At 61.6% G+C, this 25,063-nt stretch carries 21 protein-coding genes; 13 read left to right on the plus strand and 8 right to left on the minus strand.

What is annotated here, in order from left to right:
• Positions 1 to 95: 95 nt before the first annotated feature.
• Positions 96 to 1,085, minus strand: coding sequence for an SDR family oxidoreductase (locus tag NCG91_RS00800; RefSeq protein ID WP_251348179.1), 990 nt, complete (start codon positions 1,083 to 1,085; stop codon positions 96 to 98).
• 127 nt (positions 1,086 to 1,212) lie between these two features.
• On the opposite strand from NCG91_RS00800, the gene NCG91_RS00805 reads away from it, so the two are divergent.
• The 6 genes from NCG91_RS00805 to NCG91_RS00830 all read left to right on the plus strand — a co-directional run bounded on the left by NCG91_RS00805 (position 1,213) and on the right by NCG91_RS00830 (position 4,707).
• On the plus strand, positions 1,213 to 1,794 hold the full coding sequence (locus tag NCG91_RS00805; RefSeq protein ID WP_251348180.1) for a TetR/AcrR family transcriptional regulator: 582 nt from the start codon (positions 1,213 to 1,215) through the stop codon (positions 1,792 to 1,794).
• Between the two features lie 67 nt (positions 1,795 to 1,861).
• Positions 1,862 to 3,514 carry a SulP family inorganic anion transporter gene (locus tag NCG91_RS00810; protein WP_251348181.1) on the plus strand — a complete coding sequence of 551 codons (1,653 nt, stop codon included), beginning with the start codon at positions 1,862 to 1,864 and terminating at the stop codon, positions 3,512 to 3,514.
• Positions 3,511 to 3,900: an Imm1 family immunity protein gene (locus NCG91_RS00815; RefSeq protein WP_251348182.1), complete on the plus strand. Its 390-nt coding sequence runs from the start codon at positions 3,511 to 3,513 to the stop codon at positions 3,898 to 3,900. The genes NCG91_RS00810 and NCG91_RS00815 overlap by 4 nt, the downstream gene beginning before the upstream one ends.
• Position 3,901: 1 nt before the next feature.
• On the plus strand, positions 3,902 to 4,186 hold the full coding sequence (locus NCG91_RS00820) for a hypothetical protein (RefSeq protein ID WP_251348183.1): 285 nt from the start codon (positions 3,902 to 3,904) through the stop codon (positions 4,184 to 4,186).
• Positions 4,176 to 4,553, plus strand: coding sequence for a DUF2750 domain-containing protein (locus NCG91_RS00825; protein WP_251348184.1), 378 nt, complete (start codon positions 4,176 to 4,178; stop codon positions 4,551 to 4,553). Before NCG91_RS00820 ends, NCG91_RS00825 begins: the two co-directional genes overlap by 11 nt.
• Positions 4,546 to 4,707: a hypothetical protein gene (locus NCG91_RS00830; RefSeq protein ID WP_251348185.1), complete on the plus strand. Its 162-nt coding sequence runs from the start codon at positions 4,546 to 4,548 to the stop codon at positions 4,705 to 4,707. The genes NCG91_RS00825 and NCG91_RS00830 overlap by 8 nt, the downstream gene beginning before the upstream one ends.
• Positions 4,708 to 4,711: 4 nt before the next feature.
• Here the strand turns inward: NCG91_RS00830 and NCG91_RS00835 are convergent, their stop codons facing one another.
• The 7 genes from NCG91_RS00835 to tssF form a co-directional block, all read right to left on the minus strand.
• Complete coding sequence (locus NCG91_RS00835; RefSeq protein ID WP_251348186.1) at positions 4,712 to 5,191, minus strand: GNAT family N-acetyltransferase; 480 nt, start codon at positions 5,189 to 5,191, stop codon at positions 4,712 to 4,714.
• A gap of 82 nt (positions 5,192 to 5,273) precedes the next feature.
• Positions 5,274 to 6,380: a T6SS immunity protein Tli4 family protein gene (locus NCG91_RS00840; protein ID WP_251348187.1), complete on the minus strand. Its 1,107-nt coding sequence runs from the start codon at positions 6,378 to 6,380 to the stop codon at positions 5,274 to 5,276.
• A 1-nt stretch (position 6,381) separates the two neighbouring features.
• Positions 6,382 to 8,292 (minus strand): esterase/lipase family protein, encoded by a 1,911-nt coding sequence (locus NCG91_RS00845; protein WP_251348188.1) that lies wholly within the window; start codon positions 8,290 to 8,292, stop codon positions 6,382 to 6,384.
• Positions 8,289 to 10,886, minus strand: a complete 2,598-nt coding sequence (locus NCG91_RS00850) for a type VI secretion system Vgr family protein (protein WP_251348189.1) — start codon at positions 10,884 to 10,886, stop codon at positions 8,289 to 8,291. Before NCG91_RS00850 ends, NCG91_RS00845 begins: the two co-directional genes overlap by 4 nt.
• 12 nt (positions 10,887 to 10,898) lie before the next feature.
• Complete coding sequence (locus NCG91_RS00855; RefSeq protein WP_370385272.1) at positions 10,899 to 11,186, minus strand: PAAR domain-containing protein; 288 nt, start codon at positions 11,184 to 11,186, stop codon at positions 10,899 to 10,901.
• Entirely contained in the window at positions 11,183 to 12,208 is a 1,026-nt protein-coding gene (gene tssG, locus NCG91_RS00860) for a type VI secretion system baseplate subunit TssG (protein ID WP_251348190.1), read from the minus strand. Before tssG ends, NCG91_RS00855 begins: the two co-directional genes overlap by 4 nt.
• Positions 12,172 to 13,977 (minus strand): type VI secretion system baseplate subunit TssF, encoded by a 1,806-nt coding sequence (gene tssF / locus NCG91_RS00865; protein ID WP_251348191.1) that lies wholly within the window; start codon positions 13,975 to 13,977, stop codon positions 12,172 to 12,174. The genes tssG and tssF overlap by 37 nt, the downstream gene beginning before the upstream one ends.
• 175 nt (positions 13,978 to 14,152) lie before the next feature.
• Here tssF and tssK point away from each other — a divergent pair, with 175 nt between their 5' ends.
• From tssK to NCG91_RS00900, 7 genes are all read left to right on the plus strand, one after another.
• Positions 14,153 to 15,499: a type VI secretion system baseplate subunit TssK gene (tssK, locus tag NCG91_RS00870; RefSeq protein ID WP_251348192.1), complete on the plus strand. Its 1,347-nt coding sequence runs from the start codon at positions 14,153 to 14,155 to the stop codon at positions 15,497 to 15,499.
• A 165-nt stretch (positions 15,500 to 15,664) separates the two neighbouring features.
• A complete protein-coding gene (locus NCG91_RS00875) occupies positions 15,665 to 18,727 on the plus strand; it encodes a sensor histidine kinase (RefSeq protein ID WP_251348193.1) in 3,063 nt (1,020 codons plus the stop codon).
• Positions 18,724 to 20,889 carry a sensor histidine kinase gene (locus tag NCG91_RS00880; protein WP_251348194.1) on the plus strand — a complete coding sequence of 722 codons (2,166 nt, stop codon included), beginning with the start codon at positions 18,724 to 18,726 and terminating at the stop codon, positions 20,887 to 20,889. Before NCG91_RS00875 ends, NCG91_RS00880 begins: the two co-directional genes overlap by 4 nt.
• A gap of 175 nt (positions 20,890 to 21,064) precedes the next feature.
• The gene (locus NCG91_RS00885) at positions 21,065 to 23,287 is read left to right on the plus strand and encodes a two-component system response regulator (RefSeq protein WP_251348195.1); all 2,223 of its coding nucleotides are present in this window, start codon (positions 21,065 to 21,067) and stop codon (positions 23,285 to 23,287) included.
• A gap of 141 nt (positions 23,288 to 23,428) precedes the next feature.
• Positions 23,429 to 24,295, plus strand: coding sequence for an urease accessory protein UreD (locus NCG91_RS00890; RefSeq protein ID WP_251348196.1), 867 nt, complete (start codon positions 23,429 to 23,431; stop codon positions 24,293 to 24,295).
• Between the two features lie 41 nt (positions 24,296 to 24,336).
• Positions 24,337 to 24,639 carry an urease subunit gamma gene (locus NCG91_RS00895; RefSeq protein WP_034751936.1) on the plus strand — a complete coding sequence of 101 codons (303 nt, stop codon included), beginning with the start codon at positions 24,337 to 24,339 and terminating at the stop codon, positions 24,637 to 24,639.
• Positions 24,640 to 24,733: 94 nt separating this feature from the next.
• Positions 24,734 to 25,063: an urease subunit beta gene (locus NCG91_RS00900; protein WP_251348197.1), complete on the plus strand. Its 330-nt coding sequence runs from the start codon at positions 24,734 to 24,736 to the stop codon at positions 25,061 to 25,063.

A 25,063-nucleotide genomic window follows, 5' to 3' on the forward strand; every position in this document is an offset into this window, starting at 1 on the left:
GCTTGACCAAAGTCAATGCATTTATCTTCCTGGCGATGCTGCCGCAGCGGGTGCGTGGTTCAGGCCGTCTTGTGCAAGTTCCCGCGCGCCATCGCTCAATCCCCTGCGCTGCCGGTGACGGGCAGGACGATGCCGCTGATATAGCTGGAACAGGCGGGCGAGGCCAGGAAGACGTAGGCGGGCGACAGTTCCTCGGGCTGGGCCGGGCGGCGCATGTCCGTGTCCGCGCCGAATTGCCGGATGTCCTCGGGCGACTTGTCGGCCGGGTTGAGCGGCGTCCACACGGGGCCGGGCGCGATGGCGTTGACGCGGATGCCCTTGTCCAGCAAGTTGCCGGCCAGCGCCATGGTGAACGCATGGATGGCGCCCTTGGTGGTGGAATAGTCGAGCAAGTGCTTCGAGCCGTGCAAGCCCGTCACGGAGCCCGTGTTGATGATGGACGCACCGCGCTGCAAGTGGGGCAGCACGGCCTTGGCCATGTGAAAGTAGCCGTAGACATTGGTTTTCATGGTGAGGTCGAAGCGTTCCTCGCTCAGCTCCAGCAGCGATTCGGCGTGTTCCTGGAAGGCGGCGTTGTTCACCAGCACGTCGATATGGCTGAACTTGTCCAATACCTGGCTGACGGCTTGCTGGCAAAAGCCCTGGTCGCGCACGTCGCCGGCAATCAACAGGCAGCTCTGGCCTTCCGCTTCCACGTAGCGCTTCGTTTCGTGGGCGTCCGCGTGCTCGTTCAGGTAAATGATGGCGACATCGGCCCCTTCGCGCGCATACAGCACGGCCACGGCGCGGCCGATGCCCGAATCGCCGCCCGTGACGATGGCCACCATGCCGGCCAGCTTGCCGCTGCCGCAGTAGTCGGGCGCCAGGAAGCGCGGTTTCAGCTGCATCTGCGTCTCGCTGCCGGGCTTGTCCAGGTGCTGGGCGGGCAGGGGAGGTGCCGGCTGGCTGCGGCTGCCCGTCTGCACGGGGGATTTGCTGTCCCGTTTGTCTTGCCTGGCGGCATCGGGCTGTTTATCTTTCTGATCTTGCTCCTGCTGGATGCTGCGCTGCAAATTGCCGGCGGACTGGTCCTTGTTCTCGTTCATGCTGGCCTCCCTGGAAACGACTATCCAGTATCGGCGCGCCACCCGCATCGCACGGTGCGCTTGCTAACAGAGTGGCGCAAACGGGCGCAAAGTTATATGATGGTTGACATAAATGTGGGAGGGCAGCATGAAAGTGAGCAGGGAGCAGGCGGCGCTGAACCGCGAGCGCATCGTGGAGGTGGCGGCAAGGTTGTTCCGCGAAAAGGGTTACGACGGCATCGGCGTGGCCGACCTGATGAAGAACGCGGGCCTCACGCATGGCGGCTTCTATGGCCATTTCGCGTCCAAGGAAGACTTGATGATCGAGGCGTGCCAGCATGCCCTGGAGAAATCGCTGGAAGGCTGGCAGGCGAAGGTCGCCAGCGACCCGCAGCGGGCGCTGCCGGCGATTATCGACAACTACCTCACCCCGAAACACCGCGACCAGCCCGGCGGCGGCTGCCCGGCGGCGGCCATGGGCGTCGACGTGGCGCGCATGTCGCCCGGCGCGCGTCCCGCGTTTACGAAGGCCACGCAGCAGCAGTTTGCCTTGCTGCAGGGCTTGCTGCCCGACGGCGCGCCGGATTGCACGCAAGAGCGGCGGCGCCAGCAGGCCATCGCCACGTTTGCCGCCATGGTGGGTGCCATGGTGCTGGCCCGTTCCGTCGATGACGAGGCGCTGTCGGCGGAAATCCTCGACGCCGTGAAGGCGCAATTGCTGCAAGACTGATCCCGTGCCCCCTGTCAACCGGCCTCGTCGCATGATAGGCTTCGGTTTTCAGATTTCGGGATCATTCATGCTGCTCTGGCTCAGGCAATACCGGCGTCCTCTGTTGGCCGGAGACATCACCGCCGGTATCGTGGTCGCCATGATGATGGTGCCGCAAGGCATGGCTTACGCGCTGGTGGCCGGCTTGCCGCCCGTCGTGGGTATCTACGCCAGCATCCTGCCGCCCGTGCTGTACGCCCTGTTCGGCAGCAGCATGACGCAATCGGTGGGTCCCATGGCCATCGTTTCCCTGATGACGGCCGCCGCCCTGGCGCCGCTGGCCGACCCCGGCTCCTCCCTGTATATCGTGCTGGCCGCCCAACTGGCTTTCATCAGCGGCCTCGTCCTGCTGCTGTGCGGCGTGCTGCGCCTGGGCTTCATGGCCAGTTTCCTGTCGCGCCCCGTGATCAGCGGTTTCAGCAATGGCGCCGCGATATTGATCATCTGGGGGCAGATCACGCCCTTGCTGGGGGCGACGCTTCCCCACTGGCATGCGCCCAGCCTCGTGCTTGGATTGTCCGGCCTGCTGTTCCTGTGGCTGTCCAAGCGCTACGCGTCGCGCCTGCTGCGGCGCTGCGGCCTGAACCCGGTGGCGGCCGACGTGGGCGCGCGCCTGGCGCCGATGGCGCTGGTGCTGGCCGGCATCGCGCTCGTCGCCTATGGCGGCCTGGAAGCGATGGGCGTGCAGACGACGGGCCACGTGCCCAGCGGCTTGCCGGGCTTGAACCTGGCCACCTCCGGCGCCCATTGGCGCACTTTGCTGTCGCCAGCGCTCTTGATCGCCTTCATCATCTTCCTGATGAGCATGTCCGCCGCCCAGACCCTGGCGCAAAAACGGGGCGAAAAGCTGCATACCAACCGCGAACTGCTGGGCCTGGGCGCGGCCAACGTGGCCAGCGCGTTGTCGGGCGGCTTCCCCGTCACGGGTTCGATTTCGCGCTCGGCCGTCAATTTCCAGGCGGGCGCCAACACGCCGCTGGCCAGCATCATCACGGCCGGCCTGCTGGCGCTGGCGCTGGTGGCGCCCACGGGCTGGCTGGCCCTGCTGCCGCTGCCCGTTCTGGCCGCCACCATCATCTTTGCCGTCAGCAGCCTGCTGGACTGGGACACCTTGAAACTGTCGTGGCGCTACGACCGCAGCGATGCGCTGGCCCTGCTGGCGACCACGGCCGGCGTGCTGGTGCTGGGCGTGGAAGCGGGCGTGGTGATCGGCGTGCTGTTGTCGATGGGCACCCTGATCTGGCGCGCCAGCCGTCCGCACATCGCCGTGCTGGGCCGCATCCCGAACAGCGAGCACTTCCGCAACGTGGAGCGCTATGAGGCGCAAACCTTGCCGGACGTCTTGCTGTTGCGCATCGATGCGGGTCTGTTCTTCGGCAACGTCGAAGCCGTGACGGAGCGCGTGGAAGACGAGCTGCGCGGCCACCCGACGGCGCGCCACCTGGTGCTGGTGCTGTCGGCCGTCAACCAGATCGACAGCACGGCCTTGCTGGGCTTGATCGAACTCAATGGCGCGCTGGCCAAGCGCGGCATCAGCCTGAATCTGGCCGAAGTGAAGGGCCCCGTGATGGACCGCCTGCGCCAGAGCAGTTTATTGAAAGACTTGAGCGGCAAGCTGTACCTGAGCACGGCGCTGGCGACAAACGATTTGAGCGGGAAAAAGAGTGGAGAACCGGCATGACGATGGAATTGAATCTGCATGGCGAACCGCGCGCCGTTGACACCATCGCTGCGCTGGAACAGGCGCTGCAGGAGGCGCGCGCGCTGGCCCAGTGCGAACTGTGGCTGACCCTGGCCATGGATGCGGAGCAGGGCCCGGCCCTGTGCATGCTGCGCAATGGCGGCAATGCCTGGCTGATGTATCTGTCGGGACAGGACGACCTGAGTTTTCACTCGCTGGGCGACGAAGAGGCGGACGGCGCCTGCAGCTACCTGCTGGCCAATGGCCAGGTGGACGAGTATCCGGAAGCGTGGTGCATTGATGTGGAAGAATGCCAGCGGGCGTTTGTCGCGTTCTTCAAGACAGGCGGGGCGCGGCCGGCCGCCATCGAATGGGAGGCGGATTGACATGCCGCAAACCATCATCGCCGATATCGACAAGGACTTGCGGGCCGCGCTGGACGCCAGGGCAGAGTTATTGACGCTGCGCGCCATCCTGCTGCGCTACAAGGCCGGCGGCGTGACGGCGCAGCAAGTGGCCGCCTTGCTGCAGGAATTGCGCCCGTCTATGGAGGACGGCGCGCAGGAGGGGCCGCTGGAAGACGTGATACTGGACGCCCTCGACATGGTGACGGGCTGGTGCACGCCGCAACTGCGGGTATGGGACGAGGCAGGGGACGAGCATGCATCCTGACAAGTTCAAGCAGGTGGCGGGGCTGCCGTCCGCCGAGCGTCATGCCTACTTTGTGCGCAAGGTGGCCGATACGCAAGAAGTGTGGGGCTTGCACCATGACGGCTGGGCCACGGCGCAGCTTGACGGCAAGGTGGCGATACCGTTCTGGCCGGAAGCGGCATTCGCGCAAGCGTGCGCCAGCGGCGACTGGGAACATTTCCAGCCGCGCGCCATCGGGCTCGATGATTTTCTGGCTAAATGGCTGCCCGGCATGGCGAACAATAAGCAGCTGGCTTTCGTGTTTCCCGTGCCGCAAGGCAGCGCCAGCATCGCGGCGCCAGATGATTTGTTGATGGATTTGCAATGCGAATCGGAACAATATGAATGAGGAACGCCTGGACGCCTGGTACGACGGCTCGGCCATCTGCCTGATCGCCGTCGGCGCGCAAGGCGACCCGCTGGACCTGGGCGGCGACGAGGTGCGCGCCCTGATCGCGAAACTGCAGCAATGCCTGGCCGAGTCCGAAGCCGGCCAGGACTGAAGGCTCAGGCGGCCGCCAGCGCCTTTTCCATCGCCACGCTGGCCAGGCTGATGCCGCTGGGGTGCGCATACGCTTCCTCGCGCAAGGAAATAAACCCTGCGGCCCGGTAAAACGGCACGGCATTGAGCGATGCGGACAGGTGCAGGCACGCAATGCCGTGGCCGCGCGCCAATTGCTCCAGCGCCGCCAGCAGCCGCTTGCCGATGCCGAGTCCCGCACGCGCCGGATCGACGAACACGGCCTCCACTTCCTGCTTGTCCGCATCGAGCATGGCGTAGCCGGCAATGGCCTCGTCCTGCATCGCCACGACGCCGCCACCCGCGGCCAGCATGGCGCCATACGCCCGCGGCACAGGCGTAGCCGTCCACGCAGTAATTTGCTCCGGCGCATAATGCATGGCGCAACTGACGCGCACGGCCACCGTGCGCAGGGCCCACAGGGCATCGATATCGGAATCAAGGGCGGGACGCAGGGTGATGGTCATGGACGCTTTCCGGGCAAAAGGCCATGCTAGCGCAATGGCTGGCAGCACGCCAGCAAGAGTTCATGCTGCGCTCAGCCAGCCGTCACTGCGCCGGCTTGTCCGGATCGATATAGTAGGACCCCGGCGGTGCACCCGGTACTTTTACCCGGAACTTCAGGCCGGACAGCAGCTTGTCCCACAAGGCGATAGCCTCCTCGTCGGTCAGCGATGATGCTTCGGCGGCACCGACCATGTTGTGGGCGACTTTGGTGTACATCTTGACTTCCAGTACGGACGGATTTGCGATGTCTTTCGGTTTGCCTACCAATGCCCATTCAAAATCATGGACACCATCGGTACGCCGTATCAGCGACTCTTCGCCTTTCCAGTGTTGAACGGTGCGCTTGCCTTCGCGTAGCAAGGTGCGCTTGGGATAATTGCTCCCCTGTATATCTTTTGCACTTTGTATGCGGTTAAGCAAAGATAACTCTTCCCGTTCCTCTTTCTCAAACTGTTCGGGTGGATAATCGCCGTATGCATCCTTGTTTGAGCTGATGGAAAAACGCACATCTGGAAGACTTGGAATATAAATACCTGCACTATCGATTTCTTGCGTCTTATATAATTGTTCCGCCAAAAAACCATGTTCGAGGCAAAGCCCTGGATCTTCAGGAACCTCCTCTTCATCACGCAATCGAATATTTTTGGCGAGAATATGCTGACGTTTAGCCACATCTTCCTCTCGTTGCCCATTCGATACGGCATCTCCTGCGATGAATGTGAAATTTCCTTTGGTGATATAGGTTCGAAAAAAGAAAAGATTAAATTCCTTGGCTATGCTGCTTTCATAATAGCGTAACTGCCAGCTATTTTCGATGGGGCCTTCTTTGTTGTAAGTTATTTCCGCAGTTTCATCTTTAAAATATATTCTTTCTATGTCCTCATTAATTATAGATGCGACTTTTTCTGAGTTTGCTTCAATTATGTCAACATTCCCACTTCCAATTATTAATTTTGTTCCTATTGGAACTTTCAAGGCATAGCGACCAAAGCACAATAGTTTTGTTTTTGAAAATATGGTTGTCAGGCGATCATTTAATTTTACAGTTCCAGGCACGATTTCCTCCTTGTCTGTGTAGGTTTGTGTGCAAGCGTTTATTGAGGATGTAATAATTGTGAAAATAAATATTTTTCTAAATAGGGTTTTCATTTCAAGACCAATCTGCTTTTTTTGCGATCTGAACTATGGAATAAATCATCGATGCCAAGACTTTTTTGTCTGCGTAGCTATCCTGATGTTTATAGCCGGTGCCTTCTTTCTGCCCGTGGCGGAAAAGATTGCCTTTAATATGTTGAGCTGAATGGGTTGCGGGAACAGTGTCGTCGCCGGGTGATGCCGCTGTTTGTAGTTTTAGTTTCAATACGCGTGATCCAGCTTGAACGGTCAGTGTTCCCTTCGCATCGTCACTAAGTAATTTCCATTTTTCTGCCGAAGGGACTTGATCTTTTTTTGAAAAGTCAAATAGTCCTTCATTCATTCCGTCAATGACTTTGAAAACTATTTCTCCGTAACTAAGAAATTCTTTTGAGTCGCAATAACTGGCATAGGTTAAGTTGTGAAATGAATTTTCTATTGATTTTGAAAAAATAGAAGCTTCTGTTAATCTTTTCTTTACATTTCCCAAACCGCCGCCTCGGCCATCAGGGATATTTGCGGGATTTATCCATAGTGGATTGATGAGGCGCCACCAGTTACTGGCCGGCTGCAGATAAATACTTTCCAATGCCGTTTGTTTTTCAGAAGGCCAGCTCCACAGTACTTGGTCTTTTGCATCGATCACTTTAAGCCAGTTCGAACCATAGGCTGTGCCTGGCATCATTTCTAATGGAGCAGGTGCGTTCGCCAGGACGGCTGTGGCATGTTTGCCATCGATGCCAAGAATTTTTGCTTCGACGTCCGCCTTAAAGCCAGACTTTTCCTTGAATCCGAACCGCATGCGTTTATACGCGCCTGCTGCTCCTGTCGATGGCATGACGTTGTGATAAATACCTAGTATATTGATATTTTTATCATTAACTAGGTTGCCATAGTTTGGATGTATCAAGGCACGCGCTAATAACCCGCCCATACTATGCGTGACCAGGATTACTTCTTTACATTTAAAACCGCATTTTTCGTATCCTGCGACAAGACCACGTATTCGGTCCGCAATGACTTTTGCGGAGTCTGCATTGCTCTTCAAGAAATTGTAGCCCATGGCATGAACGGGGTACCAGCACGGAGCTATTGTTTTAAGATCTGCCTCGGTAATGGTCGCGCCAGAGGATGCCCCAAATTCCTGAGGATTTTTCATCAACAGCGATGTAATTTCAGGATGTGAACTTTTTTCACTTTTTGATGATTTTTGTCGCCAGTTAGGTAATACTTCTCCTTTTTTTATTATGTTGTTCATGAAAAATTCTGTAGTTTTTAGCATTTCTCCATAGGCACCGGTAAAAAGTACTTCACTCCAACCTCGCCAACGGGCAATTTGTGCCGGTGTTTCACGCACATCCGGAGAAAGGTAGGTGTCCAGTACGCCTGGTGACTTGTAGGATGCATTTTCTGCTCGTTTTTTCTTGCTGATAGTAATTAATGGCGGAACTTCAGGGAGATCATACGGAATGTTTTTATGCCGTGTATCAGAAGTCACTGTAATGCTTCCACTAGGTTCAAATCTACCTTTGTTTTCGGTGTATATATAGTATTCAACCTCGGTTTCATTTGGATCTAGGGCCATTTGGCGCTGCGCCGGTGATGCAGTTCTAAACCACCCGCCAATTCCATTGCCTTCGACTGCATTAATTTTTCCTACAGCATCCAACATATCATCTGGCCTCCAGGCGATGTTGTCGGTTTTATCCAGTTCTTTTTGACGTGTCTTGCTCATGCGTAAATTGCTACCCATAACCCCAGGTAGAAATATGATAGGAATTATTTTCTTGGGTGGAATAGTTACGTCATGACGAATCGTATCTTTTATTTCAGTCATATTAACTGTGTATTCCGCCCATCCGCCAACAGTCTGCCGAAACTCGCCTTGGTGATTGCCGTGCTTATTCAAGTCCGTATCGTCACTCATGGAAGTTCTCCCTTGTAGCGTATTGTGTAGCTATCCATGCCATCCCCTTTCTGTACAGGGGTGTGTCCATCACTGCTACTCTTTTCGCTGATTTTGTGGCCATCTTCGCGTATTAACTCAAAAGCTATATCAGGGGCAGGTGTACCATCGACTTGCAGTAGCCGCACGGCCTGATCAAAACGAGTTATTGGCCTCTCATTAAATTCCTGCGACACGCTCTTTGGCGCCAAGGTTTCCAGGTTGCCGTTGAAGAGCACAGGGGAGGACGTAAAGAACTGCACTTTGTCGCTGATTTCCAGCATGTGGTTGGCGCCGTGCAGGCGTACGCCTTTCTTGCCCTTGATGTTGACCCAGTCCGCTTCGCTGATCAGAGACAAGACTTTCTGGGCGAGGATTTCCACCTCGTCGCTGTGGGCCTGGATGGACACCTTGCCGCTGGCGGCGATCAGTTTCATGCCAGCCTTGTGCACGAACAGGCTGAAGGTCTTGGCGATGCTGGCAAACAGGCTGTCGCCGCTGGCGAGTGAAATATTCTTGCTGCTGGTGAGCGCCACATGCTCGCTGGCGGCCAGGTGAATCGACTGGGCCGTGCTCAGCTCGATGCCGGCCGGACTGGCCAGCAGTAGATGCGGTTCAGACAGCTCAGGGAAATCGCCGGCGCTCCCCTTGATGGCAGCGTTTTGCCGCTGGATGGATTCGGCCACGGCACCTTGTTGTGCTGCGCTGTCTTGCGCGCCGGCGTCGACGGCCACGCTGGCCAAGCCTTGCTGTAACTGGCGTGCTTGCGCCAGGCGAGCCTGTGTTTCGTCGAGTTGTTTGACCGAGCCACCGCCTGTCGGCGTTTCGGTAGTGATCAGCATGCCTTTGGCCGCGCGCAGGGCGCCCCAGGCGTTGCTGGCCAATTCAAAACCCACACCGCGCGCCTCCTTGCGGCCTGCGTTGTCGTCGATGCGGGTGATGTTGCCCAATGAAAGCCGGCTATCCTGGTGCTCGCTGCGCAGCTGCGCCTGGATCGCCCCCTTGGTATCGTCGAGCACGAGATGGTTGGCGCTGCGGGCGCCCAGTTCGCGGCTGCGCAAGCCGGACAGGGCACGTTGCTGCGGCAATTGCCACGGCGGCGGATTGGCGCTGTTGTAGACCACGCCGATGACGATGGGGTGGTCGATATTGCCGTCCTGGAATTGCACGACGACTTCCTGGCCCACGCGCGGCAAGGCGATTTGCCCCATTTGCGGTCCCGCCATCGGCATCATGACGCGTATCCATGGGGAACTGTGCTCATCGAATTCACCCAGGCGGTCCCAGTGGAATTGCAGGCGTATGCGTCCCAGTGCATCGGTATGGATTTCCTCCCCGGCCGGCCCGACGACCAGCGCCGTCTGCACGCCGGCAACGATGCATGGCGTGCTGTTGTAGCTGCGGCCCGGCCGCCAGCGGATGTCCCGACGTGCGCATACCAACTTGTTGACATAGTGGGAGAGTGCGCCGGGGCCAAGCTGATAATTATTGCTGGCGCTATGCACGACTGACAGGATCAGGTACTCGCGTTCGGCAATGCTGTCAGGGCGTTCCTGGCCGGGCTGGCAGCGTTTTTCCTCGGCGCTGAAATGTCCATCGAGCCGGAAACAAAGGCCTGGCTGTGCGCCACGGTGATTGCCGGCCGCCTCGAAATACTGGCGCAAATGGTCGCTTTCTTCCATGCGGCGTTGCGCCAGGGATTCTCCCTCATCGATATTCCTATAGCCATAGGCGCCCGTGTTTTCATATAGCTCGTGGGCAAATACATCACCCTGGCGATTCAGTGAGTAGCCGCTGGCAAGGCGCGGTTGGGGATTTTTATAGTCGAAACTGGCCAAGGTCAGCTGCCCGGAGCCGAGCCGGCGCACGGCTTGCCACTGTTGCAGGCCATCGTCTTCCATGGATCCCGACTCGGAGTGGAAATGTATGGCGCCTTCGCCAGATGCCGTGGCGATCATGTCAGCCAAGGTGCTGTTGTCTGCGAGCCAAAGCGTATGGCCATCGGCGCGGTGCTCGTACCAGTAATGCCAGCCCAGCGCCTCCCAACGCCGGTGCAGGTGGTTGTAGTCGGTTTCATTGTGCTGGTTGGCGCAGGTGATCTGCGGATCGGCGCCATGGATGCTGGTTTTCCAGTCGCGTTGATCGTAATGGGCAAAGGTCGTCTCGGTCAGCTGCATCACGCTTTGGCCATGAAAGGACACGTTGTCCTGACGCAACCGGGCGAAGGCCAGCCATGGTTGCAGCACCATGCGGTACCACGCAAAGCCGCCATCGGCGCGCAACAAGCAAAACTCGCCCACGTAGCCGTTAAAGTGGCGCAGCGTGCCATCGTCGCGCACCATGGAAATGGTGACCATGCGGCCCATCATGGCTTTGAGCGCAATATGCGCGTCATCGGACAGCAGTTCGGCCTCGAAACGGAAGTCGCGCGACACCTCCTCCCTGGCAGTCAGCGAATTGACCAGCAGGATGGCGCCGGCTGGCCCATCTTCATGGGGGAACTCGATCTTCAGCAGGCGCCGGTCTTGCGCGGCGAGGTCGAAGGCCGACAGTGCCGCCTGGATGCTTGCATGCATGGCCTGCCTCCGTTACAGGGATGTGATCAGGTGGGCGCCGCAGGCGGTGGCATCGCCGTCATAGGCGTACGGCTTGCCCATGTGTTTTGCGCCGGCGCCATCCGGCGTGATCGGAAAACTGCCCTTGCACTTGGGGCAGAACGTTGTGTCGTCAGCCAGCGCCGCAGTCTTCCCCATGACGGTGCTGCCGGACGATGCGCTGGTGACCTTGCCACCGTGATCGGTTGCGTCTCCGAGCCGGATGACGCCGCGTCCCGCATGTTTCATGCTTGCCTCACTTTCCAGGTGTGAGCTGCTCAAGCCCGCTGCAGCAAATAGCGCACTTCCGCGCCGTGTACCTTGTTTTGTGCTGCCTGCAGGAATGTCGTCCAGCCCAGGCGGCGCCTTTCCGCAGGGTTGGAGCTCAGAAGCAGGGGAGTAATGCATGGCGGACTCAATATCAGCCGTATTTCAAATTGCAAGTCCGGTACGCCAAACAGCGCCAGCATCTTTGCCAGTGCCACCGCCCCTGCACTGCGCGGCAGGAAGCGTTGCAGGCCGGCGGGATCCAGCGGGCCGATATGCAGGCACACGCGCATGTCATGACGCCAAAGCCGCAGGCCAAGCGTTGCGCCGCGCGCTAGGGTAAAGTTGACATTGCCTAGCAGGCTGCGCCGGTTTTTTTCCAGGTAGTCCCAGCCACCGACAAATTGTTGCAGGGCGACTTGTACGCCGCAGTACTCGGCCAGCACGGGGCCGATCGCTTGCGCGGAGACGGGACGGCAGCGCAGCAGACCCGCGTACCAGGCCGCAACATCCTGCGTCACGGCATCAGTTTCGCCACTCGACGGCAGCGCAGCGCGCCGCACCCCGGCCAGTGCCGTCAGCAAAGGCAATTGTGGATCCGTTGCCCGGGTCTGGAGCGGAGATTCCAGTCGATACTTTTCCCACGCCTGGTAATACAGCGCGACCATGCGGTGCGAAAAGATATCGAGGAAGGCCGAGACGCCAGCGTCTTGGCCCGACAAGCGGTAGGCGGCGATGCGTTCCGAGTGGTGCAAGGGCAAGGTGCCGCCGACGCCCAGAAAACGCATGAACGTCGGTATCAGAGTCAGCTGTTCATTGTCGTCAAGTGAAAGCCGTTCGATTTCACTGGCCGGAAAATTCAACGACAGGCTGTTCTTGAAGCGCAGCACCTGGTCGAAGGCTTGCGCATGGGACACGTTCTGCCGACTTAGCCAGCACAGCAGAATACGCACCGCCTGCACGAACTGGTAGCGGTAGGGCTCGGCCAACAAGCCGAGCATTACACCAGATTCTGCAGTCCGCTTCTTGGTTTGCATCGGATCAGCTCCTCTCCGCTTTGCCTTGACAGCACCACCAGTTCGATGAAACTGTTGATTTGCACATACAACCCAAGGAAATGATCGATAACCTGCACAAACAGGTATATGCCGCTGCCGACGAACGCTTCCTCGTCAAGTGTGATGCGTACCTCCACGCCATGCGCCAGCGAGGTGCCGCGCTTGTGTCGCAGCCATGTCGTGGTCGGCGAGTGCGACAGCGCGACGATGCCGCCGATCTGGCGTTGCGAGCTTGCCGATTGGGACAGGTCATACAGCGTCAGCATTTCACGTAGTGCCGGCAGGCCCTCCTGGACCAGCGCGTGATGATTCAGCGTCAGGTGCGAAATCAGTCGCCAGTGCAAACCCGCGCCCGGCGAGAAGCGGCGCGGCTGGCTGGGGCGTCGCAGCATGTGCAGTGCAGATCCTCCGCCGCACGGTTGCAAGTCTCCTTGCGGCTGGCCGTATTTGAGTGCAAGGGGAAGATCGCGGTTACTGCAGGTCAGCGACAGCGACAGGCTGGCCTTTTCATGGATCAAGGGATTGAAGTCGCTATCGACCAGCGTGATTTTCTTTTCGTGGCCAGGACTGTTGATGGCCAAAGCCATGTCGTGGCGTACGACCCAGTAATGGCCCTGTTGCGCCGCGCCCTCGCCATGGCGCAGGCTGTACAGCGGGCGAAATTCGGTCAGCGTGCTTTCCCCTCCCCGTTGGCGCAGCAAACGCACAGCATCGACAGTGACGACTTCGTATCCATGGGCATGGGTGGCATGGGCTAGCACGGAGTAGTCGGTTTTCTGCCGGGTAACGGCGATAGGCACGCCTTCTTGGCGGAAGAGATTGACCGCCGGACTGCAGCCCAGCCTTAAGTTTTCGCTGGAAATACTGGACAACATGCGCGCCGCAGCGGAATCGGGTCGCAAACCGGCCATGCACAGATGCAGGGTAAAGCGCTGGCAACCAGGCGGCAGGGCCGCACTCAGCGCCGCGATATCGATGTCAAAGAAGTTGAATTTTTCCGGATACGCAAAATACTCGCACAGGATGCGGTAGGCCGGCTGCGAACGGGCACCGAAAGGTATCAAGGCATCCGTGTCGCCGAAGCCGACGGGCGTCAGAGGCAAGGCGGGCAAGGCTATCCATTGCACCGCGTCAATTGATACAAAAGCGCAGACGGTCTGCATGAACAAGGCATCGCGCAAGGCGGCGGAAAAAGAAGCTTCGCCATCGATGAAAACGCGCAGTGATGCGGGCGCCGTATCGAGATGCCGGATGCCGATGTTCAGCGAGGAACTGGCCGATGCTGGCAGGCGCACGCCTGGCGGCGCCTTGATCATCGCATCGAAAACTGCGCTTTCCAGTAACGATACTCCTGTCGTCATGTCGTAGACCGTCTTGAAGCGGCAGCGCACGCCGCGCACAGGCGTTGCGTCCATTTCACTGCCGGCCGACAGGCGCAAGACACCCGCTCCAGCAGCTATGGTGGGCTGGTGCACGATAGTGCACGATGGAAAGGGGCGCAGATAATGGGGGAACAAGGCTTCGAACAAGGCTTCGGTAAATTGCGGATAGTCGTCATCGAGTCGTTTCGAGATACGCGCCGCCAGCATGGCCACCGATTCGATCAAATGTTCGACGTGCGGGTCTTCGCAAGATTCGCCGGACATGTGCAATTTGCCGGCGATTCTCGGATAGCGTTCGGAGAACTCACGGCAATGTCGCCGCAGCATCACCAACTCGCGTTCGAAATACGGCAGCAAGTCCTCCATCTCTCATTTCCTGTGTCTTTGCGGCGGAATGGCCAGTATCCGAGCGTTTGCTCAAAGGTAAATTGCGTTTGCGCAAATAATTGAACAGGGTTGCTGCGCAACATCAATAACTTCCAGGCTGGCAACATCAGACTGGCAAGGTAGCAGGATTCCAATGGTCAACATGGAGAACGCAATGACTTTGCCATCCAAATTACTTTGGTCCGAAGGGCTGGCTATCGGTCCCCAGCAATTCCAGCAGCTGGACCGCTACCATGAAGCGCGCCTGCAGCGTCTGGTTTCATTGATTAATCCACATTTGTGGGGTGTGCATGGCGTCTGCTGGAATGCGGACGCACTTGCCAACAATAGCCTGCGGGCGGATGCCATGTCGCTCGTCTTTCAGGATGGAGAAGTCTTTGAAGCACCGCTTGGCGATGTATTGCCCAGTGCGGTTGACCTGTCCAAGCTACCTTCCAGCGAACATAGTTTTACGTTTTATGCCGCGCTGCCCGTATTGCAGGCACATGGCGGCAATTTGCATTCTGCGGGTGCGCGCTATGTCCAGGCGGATATCGAAACCCCGGATCTGTTCAGCGAGGCAGTCAGCATAGACGTGGCTTACCTGAAGAAACGTGTGTACCTGCTATCGCAACTGGACCCCCTGCATGATTACCTTGCCATCCCGGTGATCCGCTTGTACCGCGCTGGCAACGGCGGCTTTGAAGTCGATACTTCCTTCATTCCACCCGGCCTGACCATCAGCGCCGAGTCTTCGCTGCAGAAAATGCTCGAGTCACTGATCGACCGCATGGGCGCGAAAATCGAGGCGCTGTACAGCCGTCACCGTCAGCCCGGAAAAAATACGGTTGAATTTCATGGCGGGGATGTTTCCTCGTTCTGGATGCTCAATACATTGAGCACGGCCAGCGCCACGCTCAGTCATTGCGCCAGTTACCGACGCCACCATCCCGTGTATCTGTTTGAGAAATTGATGGCGTTGGCCGGTGGCTTGATGACGTTTTCGAAAAAATACACACTGGGCGACTTGCCGGCCTATTGTCACGATGACGCCGCTCCCGGTTTCGGCAAGCTCGATGGCATCATTCGCGACCTGATCGATACTGTGCTCCTGTCGCGTTACTTCCCGATTGCGTTGTCCAATGACACGCAACAAAATACCCACTATCACGGCTTGCTCGATGCCAAGCGGATTGACCGCCAGACCGAACTTTATCTTGCGGTAAACGCCGATATGCCGGCGCTGGAATTGGTCGCCACGGTGCCGTTGCAGTTCAAGATTTCATCTCCGGACAATATCGAACTATTACTCGGCCGTGCCCTTCCGGGTGCCGAGTTGCGCCATATGGCCCAGGTTCCTGCCGAGGTGCCAATACGGCCCAATACGTATTACTTTTCGATCGATAACAAGGGCAGTATTTATGACAGCATGATCAAGGCCCAGGCGATTGCGATTTATGTACCGTCTGGCATAAAAGGGTTGAAGCTGGAATTGTTCGGTATCAGCGGCACCGCCGCGTAACGATGGCTGGCGTTACGCGAGGGTGTATTGTCAAAAGATTGCCCTAAGGAATAGACTTGCCCCTGCAGTTGACGTTATCATGTTTTTGTAAGTGTCGGTGGCTGAGCAGTCAGCGCATAGTTGAAACATGGTGACAGGCGGGGGTGAGCATGGGCATGGCGAAGGATGCGTGAGGTGCCTGGCGGCGGGCTGGGCAGGGCAGCGGTGCGCCGCTGTGGCTGCGCATTGCTGCTGGTATGCTGTGTTGCCGCGGCCCCTGCCGCCGTGCCGGCCGCGACGCCGGACTTGGCGGCGCCGCACCAGGGGCAGCGCGTGCTGTTTCTCAACGCCTACGATTACGGCCGCGCCGGCGTGGAATCGTACACGCGCACCTATGTGGCCGCCATGGCCGCCGCGGGCCTGGCCAGCGAAGACATCATGGTCGAGCACCTGAACCTGAATACCCAGGGCGACCCGGCGCTGCGCAATGAGATGCGTGATTTGTTGCTTTTAAGATACACCAAGATGATGGGCCGCAAGGCCGACCTGATCATCGCCATGCAGCAGCCAGCGCTCGATTTGCTGCTGTCGGACCTGGCGCCGCTGGCGCGCGGCGTACCCGTGCTGGCGATTAACACTTCGGGCAAGGCCTTGCCGGCCGGCAGCCCGTCTTCCATCTGGCAGCAAAAGGTGAACGTCGATTTTGCCGGCACGCTGGCGCAAGCCATGGCGCTGTTCCCGGAGACCAAAACCATCGTCATGGCCGTCGGCGCCAGCGAGGCCGACCAGGCCCTGAAGCGCAACATGCAGCAGGCGGCGCAGGCGTGGCAGGGCAAGGTGGCCATGCGCTACCTCGATGACCTGACCCTGGAACAGATGCGCGCGGCCGTGGCGCACTTGCCCGCCGATACGCTGCTGGTGGCGGGCAATGTCAACCGCGACGTGGACGGCAATATCGCCACGCCGGTGCAGTTTGCCGCACAGCTGGCGCGGCTGGCCAATGTGCCCGCCTTTGGCATGTATAACGCGACGGTCGGCAAGGGCATCCTGGGCGGCTCCATCCTGCACATTGAGCGGGCCGCGCAGCAGGTGGCGCAGATGTCGCTGGCCGTGTTGGCCGGCAAGGCGCCTGCCGCGCCGGGCGCCTTGCTGCCGCCGGCGCATCCGGTGCCCATGTATGACTGGGAACAGCTGCAGCGCTGGGATGCGGATATCAGCCGGCTGCCGCCGCACACCCTGTTCTTCAACCGTCCGCCGCAGCTGTGGCACGAGCACCGCGTCGCCGTGCTGTCGGCCGGCGCCGTATTTCTCGCCATGGCGTGCATGCTGAGCGCCTTGCTGCTGCAGCGCCGCCGCCTGCGCCGCGCCGAGAGCGATGCGCGCGAAAGCGAGCAGCGCTTCCGCATCCTCGTCGAGCATGCGCCCGAAGCCATCGTCGTGTATGACCTGGACCTGGACCGCTTCATCGACGCCAACAGCAGCGCGCAGCGCATGCTGGGGATGTCGCGCGAAGCGCTGCTGGCGCGCGGGCCGTTCGACCTGTACACGGGCGAGCAGCCCGATGGCCTGCCGCTGGGACTGATGATGGAAGAGCATCTGCGCCGCGCCATGCTGGGCGAACCCATCCTGGTCGAGCGCAATGTGCGGCGCGCCGACGGCAGCATCTTTCCCTGCGAAGTGCGGCTGGTGCGCTTGCCGATGGAAGGGCGGCGCCTGGTGCGCAGCGGCATCGTCGACATTTCCGAGCGCAAGCACAGCGAGCAGGAATTGCTCGGCTACCGCGACCACCTGGAAGAGCTGGTGCAGCAGCGCACGGCGGCCCTGTCGGTGGCCGTCACCGAGGCCGAATCGGCGAACCGCGCGAAAAGCGTCTTCCTGGCCAACATGAGCCACGAATTGCGCACGCCCTTGAATTCCGTGATCGGCTTTTCGCAGATGATGGCCGATTCGAGCAGCATGTTCGAGGAAGAAAAGCATAACCTGGCCATCATCAACCGCGCCGGCCATCATTTGTTGACCTTGATCAACGATATCCTCGAATTGTCGAAAATCGAGGCGGGCCGCATGCAGCTGCAAGCGGGGCCCGTGGACTTGAACGGCTTGCTCGACGAGGTACTCGAGATGGTGCGCATGCGCTCCGGCGACCAGGGCATCGCGCTGCGGCTGGAGCGTTCCGGCGTGCCGCCGCTGGTGCGCCTCGACGGCGCCAAGCTGCGCCAGGTGCTGCTCAATTTGCTGTCGAATGCGCTCAAGTTCATCGAGCAGGGCAGCGTGACCCTGTCGCTGGCCTGCCAGGCAGACAAGGATGGGCAAGTGGCGCTGGCGTTTGCCGTGCGCGATACGGGCAGCGGCATCGCGCAAGAGGACCTGGAACGCATCTTCGAACCGTTCGTGCAGGCCGACAGCGCCGTGGCGCAGGCCGGCACGGGACTGGGGCTGACCATTTCGCGCGAATTCGTGCGCCTGATGGGCGGCGAGCTGCGCGTCGAGTCGACCTTGGGGGCCGGCTCCGTGTTCCACTTCGACTTGCGCGCCCCCTGCGTGCAGTGCCCTGCCGCCGCACCGCTGGCGCCGGGCCGCGTGGCGCGCCTGCCGGCGGGCCAGCGCGGGCGCACGGTGCTGCTGGTCGACGATGACGACAACTGCCGCAAGCTGCTGGCCGGCTTGCTGGCGCCGCTGGGCTTCCAGCTGCAGGAGGCGGCGGGCGGCGTGCAGGCGCAAGCCATGCTGGCGGCGCAGCGCTACGACATCGTGCTCAGCGACTGGCGCATGCCGGACATGGACGGCCTGGCGCTGACGCGCTGGCTGCGCGCGCAGTCGGCGCTGGTGCAGCCGCGCCTGGTGATCATGACCGCCTCCGCCTTCGAGGAAGAAAAGCAGGAGGCGCTGGCCGCCGGCGCCGACGGCTTCCTGCGCAAGCCGATCGAACAGGAACACCTGTTCGCCATGCTGGAGCAGCAACTGGGCGTGCGCTTCCAGCGCACCGCCGCCGCGCCGCCGCGCGTGCCGGCGGCCGCCTTCGACCTGCAGCAGGCGCTGGGCCAATTGGGCGCGGCCGAACGGCTGGCACTGCTCGAATCCGTACGGGCCCTCGATTTGCGGCGCAGCGCCATCGTGCTGGCCGGCGTGGCGACCAGCCTGCCGCAGCTGGCCGCGCACATCGCCGCCATGCTGGAACAGCATCAGTACCAGCCGCTGTGCGCCTTGCTGGCGCAGCTGGCCAGCGAACCGCAGGGCGAAGACGCATGACGGTTCACGCATCCAAGGGCGCGCGCCTGGGCGGCGTCTCCATCGTGCTGGCCGTCAGCGTGGCGCTGACCTTTGTCGTCACCGCGCTGCTGCTGGTGTTTGCCGTGCTGTTTTACCAGTCCGAACGCGAGCAGCGCTGGCAGCAGCTGCACCGCAGCCTGGCCCTGAGCGCGGACCAGCTGGCCGTGGCCATCGAACTGCCCTTGTGGAATCTCGATGAAAAGCAGATGCAGGCCATCATGCGCAGCACGCTGGGCAAGCGCGATCTGGTGGCCAGCTCCCTGACGCCGGGCATCGGCAAGGAAGCGCTGGTGCTGCGCCGCACCGCGGCCGGCGCCATCGGCAGTTTTTCCTCGCTGTCCGCGGAACCCGGCTGGCTGGTGCAGCGGCGCCCCGTGACGATCGGCGGGCAAGTCATCGGCAACGTGGCCGTGTATGCGACGCCGGCCCTGCTGCACGCGCAGCTGCGGCAACGCGCGCTGGGCATCGGCGCCATGATCGTGGCGCTCGACGTGATCCTGGTGGCCAGCATCTGGCTGCTCATGTGGTGTCTGATGCTCAAGCCCCTGAAGGCCATCGGCCAGTATGCGGCCGGCGTCCAGGCAGGGCAGAGCGAAGCGGCCGGCACCCCGCCGAAAGCGTGGTTCCTGGGCGAGTTGCGCACGCTGTACCGTTCCATCCGCGACATGGTGGCGCTGCTCGACAGCCGCTACCGCGCCTTGCAGCGCAGCGAGGAGCGCGTGCAGATGGCCACCGGCGCGGCCAGCATCGGCATCTGGGACTGGAACGTCATCAACGATGCCTTGCAGTGGGACGAGCAGATGTATGCGCAGTTCAAGGCCGATGCGGACAGCGCGATGGCGCCGGCGGCGATCTGGCGCGCGGCGCTGATGCCGGGCGACGTGCCGGCCGCCAAGGAGGCCCTGCGCGCCGCGCTGAGCGCCGGCCAGGCCTTCACGCACGAGTACCGCATCCTGTGGCCCGATGGCGCCATCCGCTACATCAAGGCCGATGCCGTGATCTTCCGCGACGGGCAGGGGCGGCCCATGCGCCTGGTGGGGTCGAACTACGACATCACGGCGCACCGCGAGGCCGAACTGGAACTGCTGCGCCACCGCCATCACCTGGAAGAACTGGTGGCCGAGCGCACGAGCGCCCTGTCGGTGGCCGTCAGCCAGGCGCAGGCGGCGAACCGCGCCAAGAGCACCTTCCTGGCGAACATGAGCCACGAACTGCGCACGCCCTTGAATTCCGTGATCGGCTTTTCGCGCCTGATGGCCGCCTCGCCGAACATGCAGGACGATGAAAAGCGCAACCTGGCCATCATCCACCGCTCCGGCAATCATTTATTGACGTTGATCAATGAAATCCTCGAACTGTCGAAGGGCGAGGCGGGGCGCCTGCACGCGCAGACGGCCGTGGTGGCGCTGGCGCCCCTGCTGCAGGAAGTGATGGACATGCTGGGCATGCGCGCCGAGCAGCAGGGGCTGGCCTTGCGCCTCGATTGCGCCGACGTGCCGGCGGCCGTGCTGCTCGACGCGACGCGTTTGCGCCAGGTGCTGCTGAACCTGATGTCGAACGCCGTCAAGTTTGCCGGCGGCGGCGAGGTCGCCTTGCGCGTGCGCGGCGAGCGGCGCGATGACGCCACGTGGCGCCTGTCGTTCGCCGTCAGCGACACGGGCATCGGCATCGCCCCGGAAGACCAGCAGCGCATCTTCGAGCCCTTCGTGCAGGCCGACAGCGCGGGACCGAAGGATGGCACGGGCCTGGGCCTGGCCATCTCGCGCGAATTCGTGCAATTGATGAAAGGCGAACTGACGGTGGAATCCATGCCGGGGCAGGGCGCCACCTTCCGTTTCAGCATACCCGCGCAGGCGGCCGAGGCGCCCGTGGCGGCGCCCGTGCCGCTGCCCGTGGCGCCGGCGCCCGAGGCGCCGCCGGCATTGCGGGCGCAAGACTTGCTGCTGCTGGCCGGGGAAGAGCGCGCCGCCTTGCTGGTGGCGCTGCGCGAATTGAACCTGGCCAGGGTGGCCCTGCTGCTGGGCGCCTTGCCGCCGGCGGCCGCGCCCGTGCTGGCGCCGCTGCAGGCGATGCTTGACCAGCATCAATACCGTCAGCTGTGCGACTTGCTGGAGAATGAGGGCGCGCTGGCGCACGCTTGAAAAGTGTGGGCTGACAACATCGGATTCGCTGAAAAGACGGACTAAGTGCCGCCGATGGATGGTGCTAAATTGCAATAAAGATTATGATGATAGTACGTAGTTCATCGCAAAGAAATGTCTTGTCCAGCGCGGCAACGGACCGCCGCGCCTCATCCAAAGCTGAGAGAACTGCTACATGCACCGCGATTTTTCGGAAGTGAATTCGAAGGGCGAAGTACTGATCGTTGAAGATACGCCGGCTTCGCTGAAGCTGTTGAGCGATTTGCTGGGCGGCGCCGGCTATGCGGTGCGCCAGGCGCCGAACGGCGAACTGGCCCTGTGGACGGCCCAGGCGCGCCCGCCCGAGCTGATCCTGCTCGACGTACGCATGCCCGGCCTCGACGGCTTTGAAGTGTGCCGCCGCCTGAAGGAGATACCGTCCTTGCGCCAGGTACCGGTGATCTTCCTGTCGGCCCAGTACGATACGGACGACAAGGTGCGCGGCTTCGCGCTGGGCGCCGTCGATTTCATCGCCAAACCCTTCCAGGCCGAGGAAATCCTGGCCCGCACGGACGCCCACGTGCGCCTGGCGCGGGCGCAGCTGCAGCTGGCGCAGGAGCGCGCCAACCTGGAACGGCGCGTGGCCGAACGCACGGCCGAACTGGAGCAGGTGGCCAGCACCTTGGCGCGCGAAGTGCAGATCCGCCGCGCCAATGAAGAATTGCTGCGCCTGTCCGGCCAGGTCTTCGAAGCGACGCAGGACGCCATCCTGATCACCGATCCGGCCGGCGTCATCGTCACGGCCAATCCCGCCTTTACGCGCATCACCGGCTACGCGGCGCAGGAAGTGGTGGGCACGGACATTTTGCGCCTGCACGCCGAATACACGGGCGAGGCGGTGCTGCTGGCCCTGCGCCAGGGCTTGCGCAGCAGCGGCTGCTGGTCGGGCGAGGTGCAGACGCGGCGCAGGAGCGGCGACACCTATCCCTGCCTGCTCAGCGTCTCCACCGTGCACGGCCCCGACGGCGCCGTCGTCAACTACATCGGCGTCTTCCTCGACATCAGCGAGCGCAAGGCGGAGCAGCATCTGATCGATTTCCTCTCCTACCACGACGCGTTGACGGGTTTGCCGAACCGCGTGCTGCTGCGCGAGCGCTTTGAACAGGCGCGCGCGAACGCCCTGCGCGACAGCCAGCAAGTGGTGCTGATGTGCCTGGACCTGGACCGCTTCAAGAACATCAACGATTCGCACGGCCAGGCCGTGGGCGACAAGGCGCTGCAAGTGGTGGCGCGTTTCCTGTCCGGCTGCGTGCGCGAAGGCGACACGGTGGTGCGCCAGGGCGGCGACGAATTCCAGATCCTGCTGCAGGACGATGCCCTGCTGGGGCGCACGCTTGCGCTGGCGCAAACCATCCTGGCCGGCTTGCGCGAGGAACTCAGCGTCGATGGCGAGCGTCTGGCGCTGACGACCAGCATCGGCATCGCCATGTGTCCGGCCGACGGCGACAGCCTCGACGACGTGCTGCGCCACGCCGACACGGCCCTCGTGCGCGCCAAGGAAATGGGGCGCGACCATTACGCCTTCTTCACGGAGCGCATGGGCAGCGACATCCGCGCCCGCCTGGCGATGCAGCAGCAGCTGCGCGGCGCCATCGGCCGCGATGAATTCGAAGTGCACTACCAGCCGCAGATGTGCTTGCGCACGGGCGCCTTGCTGGGCGCGGAAGCCTTGCTGCGCTGGGATAACCCGGTGCTGGGCAAGGTGCCGCCCGGCCTGTTCATCGCGCTGGCCGAGGAATATGGCTCGATCACGGCCATCGGCGAATGGGTGCTCGAAAGCGTCTGCGCGCAAATCCGCGCCTGGCACGACGCGGGCCTGGGCAGCATCAAGGTGGCCGTCAACCTGTCCGGCAAGCAGTTCGCGCAAGACCGCACGGTGCCGTTCGTCGAGGCGGCCCTGCGTAAATACGCCATCGCGCCTGCCTGCCTGGGCATCGAAATCACGGAAAGCACGGTGATGGGCGACCCGGACAAGGCGGTGGCGGCCCTCACGCGCCTGAAGGATATCGGCGTGGGCATTTCGCTTGACGACTTCGGCACCGGGTATTCCAGCCTCGGCTACCTGAAACGCTTCCCCATCGACGTGCTGAAGATCGACAAATCGTTTGTCGACGACGTCACCACCAGCAGCAGCGATGCGGCCATCGCCCGTTCCGTCATTTCGCTGGCGCATAACCTGGACATGCGCGTCATCGCTGAAGGCGTGGAAACGCGCGAGCAGGTGGATTTTTTGACGGAACACGGCTGCGACGAAATGCAGGGCTATTATTTCAGCCGCCCCCTGGCCGCGGAAGCCTTCACGGCCTTGCTGCGCGAACGGCGCGTGCTGACGGTGGCGCCGGCAGCCGTGTCGGCATAAGCACACCCCGCGCCGTGCCTGCACGATAACTGCACTGATATGGTGCGGGCGCCGCAATGCGGTGCATGATTCTCACGTTTCTTCCCTCTGACGCTGGCATGCATCCTGCTTTGTAGATCGTTATTTACACGATTGCAGTGCATGCCAGACAGCCCACATTTCGCAACGCCTTCTGCCGCCAGCGCGCACAGCGCCTGGCAGGCGCATTTGCGTCTGGGCTTTGCGCTGCACGATGGCGTCAGCCGCCTCGTCGAGCGCACGCACAGCGGCCCCCTGCGCGTGCAAAAGCCCCTGTATCCGGAAGGCGATGCCATTTGCCACGCCATCATCATCCATCCGCCCGGCGGCGTGGTGGGCGGCGACCAGCTGGCCGTCGACGCCACGGTGGGCGAGGGCGCGCACGCCTTGCTCACGTCCCCCGGCGCCGCCAAGTGGTACCGCGCGAACGGCCATGTCTCGGGCCAGCACCTCGTGCTGCGCGCCGGCAGCGGCGCCGCCATCGAGTGGCTGCCGCAGGAAAGCATTTTCTTCGACCAGGCTTGCGTGCGCCTGCGCCACGAGGTGGAACTGGCGCCGGACGCCGGCTACATCGGCTGCGACATCGTTTGCCTGGGCCGCGGCGCCTCGGGCGAAATGTTCAATACGGGCAGCATCAGCCAGCAGGTGCAGATCCGCCGCGGCGGCAAGCTGCTGTGGTGGGAGCAGGGCGTGCTGGCCGCCGGCGGCGCCCTGATGGCCAGCCCGCTGGGACTGGGGGGCCACACGGTGTGCGCCACCCTGATCGCCGTCGGCATGCCCGTTTCTCCCGCCGTGCTGGCGGCCGTGCGCGAGATCGCCGTGCCGGCCGGCGCCGCGTTTGGCGCCACCCACATGAAAGCGCTGGTGGTGGTGCGCCTGCTGTGCGGCGACAGCGAGGCGGCGCGCCGCATCATGCTGGCCGCCTGGCAGCTGCTGCGTCCCGCCATGCTGGGACGCGACGCCGTTGTGCCCCGCATCTGGAACACTTAGCATCTGGAACACTTAATCAGGAAAGAAGCGTAAGGAAAACCATGGACCTGACTCCCCGCGAAAAAGACAAGCTGCTCATTTTTACGGCCGCGCTGCTGGCCGAACGGCGCCTGGCGCGCGGCTTGAAGCTCAATTATCCGGAAGCGGTGGCCCTGATCAGTGCCGCCATCATGGAAGGCGCGCGCGACGGCAAGTCGGTGGCGCAGCTGATGTCGGACGGCACGAAGATTCTGTCGCGCGCCGACGTCATGGACGGCATCGCCGAGATGATCCCCGATATCCAGGTGGAAGCGACCTTCCCCGACGGCAGCAAGCTGGTGACCGTGCACCACCCGATACCGTAGTTTTGATTGCATGGCAGGGCGCCATCCGCGCCGTGCCTGTGTGGCGCCGGCGATCCGCCGGCCAGCGTAGAGCGCTTTGACGAAGGAAAACATTATGACCCCAGGCGAATACAAATTGGAAGAAGGCGAAATCAGCCTGAATGCGGGCCGCGCCACGGCTACCGTGGTGGTGGCCAACCGGGGCGACCGGCCGATCCAGGTGGGCTCGCACTTTCACTTTTTCGAAGTCAACCCGGCGCTGGCCTTCGAGCGCTGGCGCGCCTACGGCATGCGCCTCAATATCACGGCCGGCACGGCCGTGCGCTTCGAACCGGGCCAGCAGCGCACGGTGGAACTGGTGGCGCTGGCGGGCGAACGCAAGGTCTACGGCTTCAATGGCGCAGTGATGGGTGAACTGCAAGACACTCCACCGGGAAAGGATTGA

The sequence above is a fragment of the Janthinobacterium kumbetense genome (genome assembly GCF_023703445.1).
Taxonomy (GTDB): Bacteria; Pseudomonadota; Gammaproteobacteria; order Burkholderiales; family Burkholderiaceae_D; genus Janthinobacterium; species Janthinobacterium kumbetense.

Excerpts from the sequence above, each read along its gene's own strand:
- NCG91_RS00800 (WP_251348179.1), bottom strand. The coding sequence starts at position 1,085 with ATGAACGAGAACAAGGACCAGTCCGCCGGCAATTTGCAGCGCAGCATC.
- NCG91_RS00805 (WP_251348180.1), top strand. The coding sequence starts at position 1,213 with ATGAAAGTGAGCAGGGAGCAGGCGGCGCTGAACCGCGAGCGCATCGTG.
- NCG91_RS00810 (WP_251348181.1), top strand. The coding sequence starts at position 1,862 with ATGCTGCTCTGGCTCAGGCAATACCGGCGTCCTCTGTTGGCCGGAGAC.
- NCG91_RS00815 (WP_251348182.1), top strand. The coding sequence starts at position 3,511 with ATGACGATGGAATTGAATCTGCATGGCGAACCGCGCGCCGTTGACACC.
- NCG91_RS00820 (WP_251348183.1), top strand. The coding sequence starts at position 3,902 with ATGCCGCAAACCATCATCGCCGATATCGACAAGGACTTGCGGGCCGCG.
- NCG91_RS00825 (WP_251348184.1), top strand. The coding sequence starts at position 4,176 with ATGCATCCTGACAAGTTCAAGCAGGTGGCGGGGCTGCCGTCCGCCGAG.
- NCG91_RS00830 (WP_251348185.1), top strand. The coding sequence starts at position 4,546 with ATGAATGAGGAACGCCTGGACGCCTGGTACGACGGCTCGGCCATCTGC.
- NCG91_RS00835 (WP_251348186.1), bottom strand. The coding sequence starts at position 5,191 with ATGACCATCACCCTGCGTCCCGCCCTTGATTCCGATATCGATGCCCTG.
- NCG91_RS00840 (WP_251348187.1), bottom strand. The coding sequence starts at position 6,380 with ATGAAAACCCTATTTAGAAAAATATTTATTTTCACAATTATTACATCC.
- NCG91_RS00845 (WP_251348188.1), bottom strand. The coding sequence starts at position 8,292 with ATGAGTGACGATACGGACTTGAATAAGCACGGCAATCACCAAGGCGAG.
- NCG91_RS00850 (WP_251348189.1), bottom strand. The coding sequence starts at position 10,886 with ATGCATGCAAGCATCCAGGCGGCACTGTCGGCCTTCGACCTCGCCGCG.
- tssG (WP_251348190.1), bottom strand. The coding sequence starts at position 12,208 with ATGCAAACCAAGAAGCGGACTGCAGAATCTGGTGTAATGCTCGGCTTG.
- tssF (WP_251348191.1), bottom strand. The coding sequence starts at position 13,977 with ATGGAGGACTTGCTGCCGTATTTCGAACGCGAGTTGGTGATGCTGCGG.
- tssK (WP_251348192.1), top strand. The coding sequence starts at position 14,153 with ATGACTTTGCCATCCAAATTACTTTGGTCCGAAGGGCTGGCTATCGGT.
- NCG91_RS00875 (WP_251348193.1), top strand. The coding sequence starts at position 15,665 with ATGCGTGAGGTGCCTGGCGGCGGGCTGGGCAGGGCAGCGGTGCGCCGC.
- NCG91_RS00880 (WP_251348194.1), top strand. The coding sequence starts at position 18,724 with ATGACGGTTCACGCATCCAAGGGCGCGCGCCTGGGCGGCGTCTCCATC.
- NCG91_RS00885 (WP_251348195.1), top strand. The coding sequence starts at position 21,065 with ATGCACCGCGATTTTTCGGAAGTGAATTCGAAGGGCGAAGTACTGATC.
- NCG91_RS00890 (WP_251348196.1), top strand. The coding sequence starts at position 23,429 with ATGCCAGACAGCCCACATTTCGCAACGCCTTCTGCCGCCAGCGCGCAC.
- NCG91_RS00895 (WP_034751936.1), top strand. The coding sequence starts at position 24,337 with ATGGACCTGACTCCCCGCGAAAAAGACAAGCTGCTCATTTTTACGGCC.
- NCG91_RS00900 (WP_251348197.1), top strand. The coding sequence starts at position 24,734 with ATGACCCCAGGCGAATACAAATTGGAAGAAGGCGAAATCAGCCTGAAT.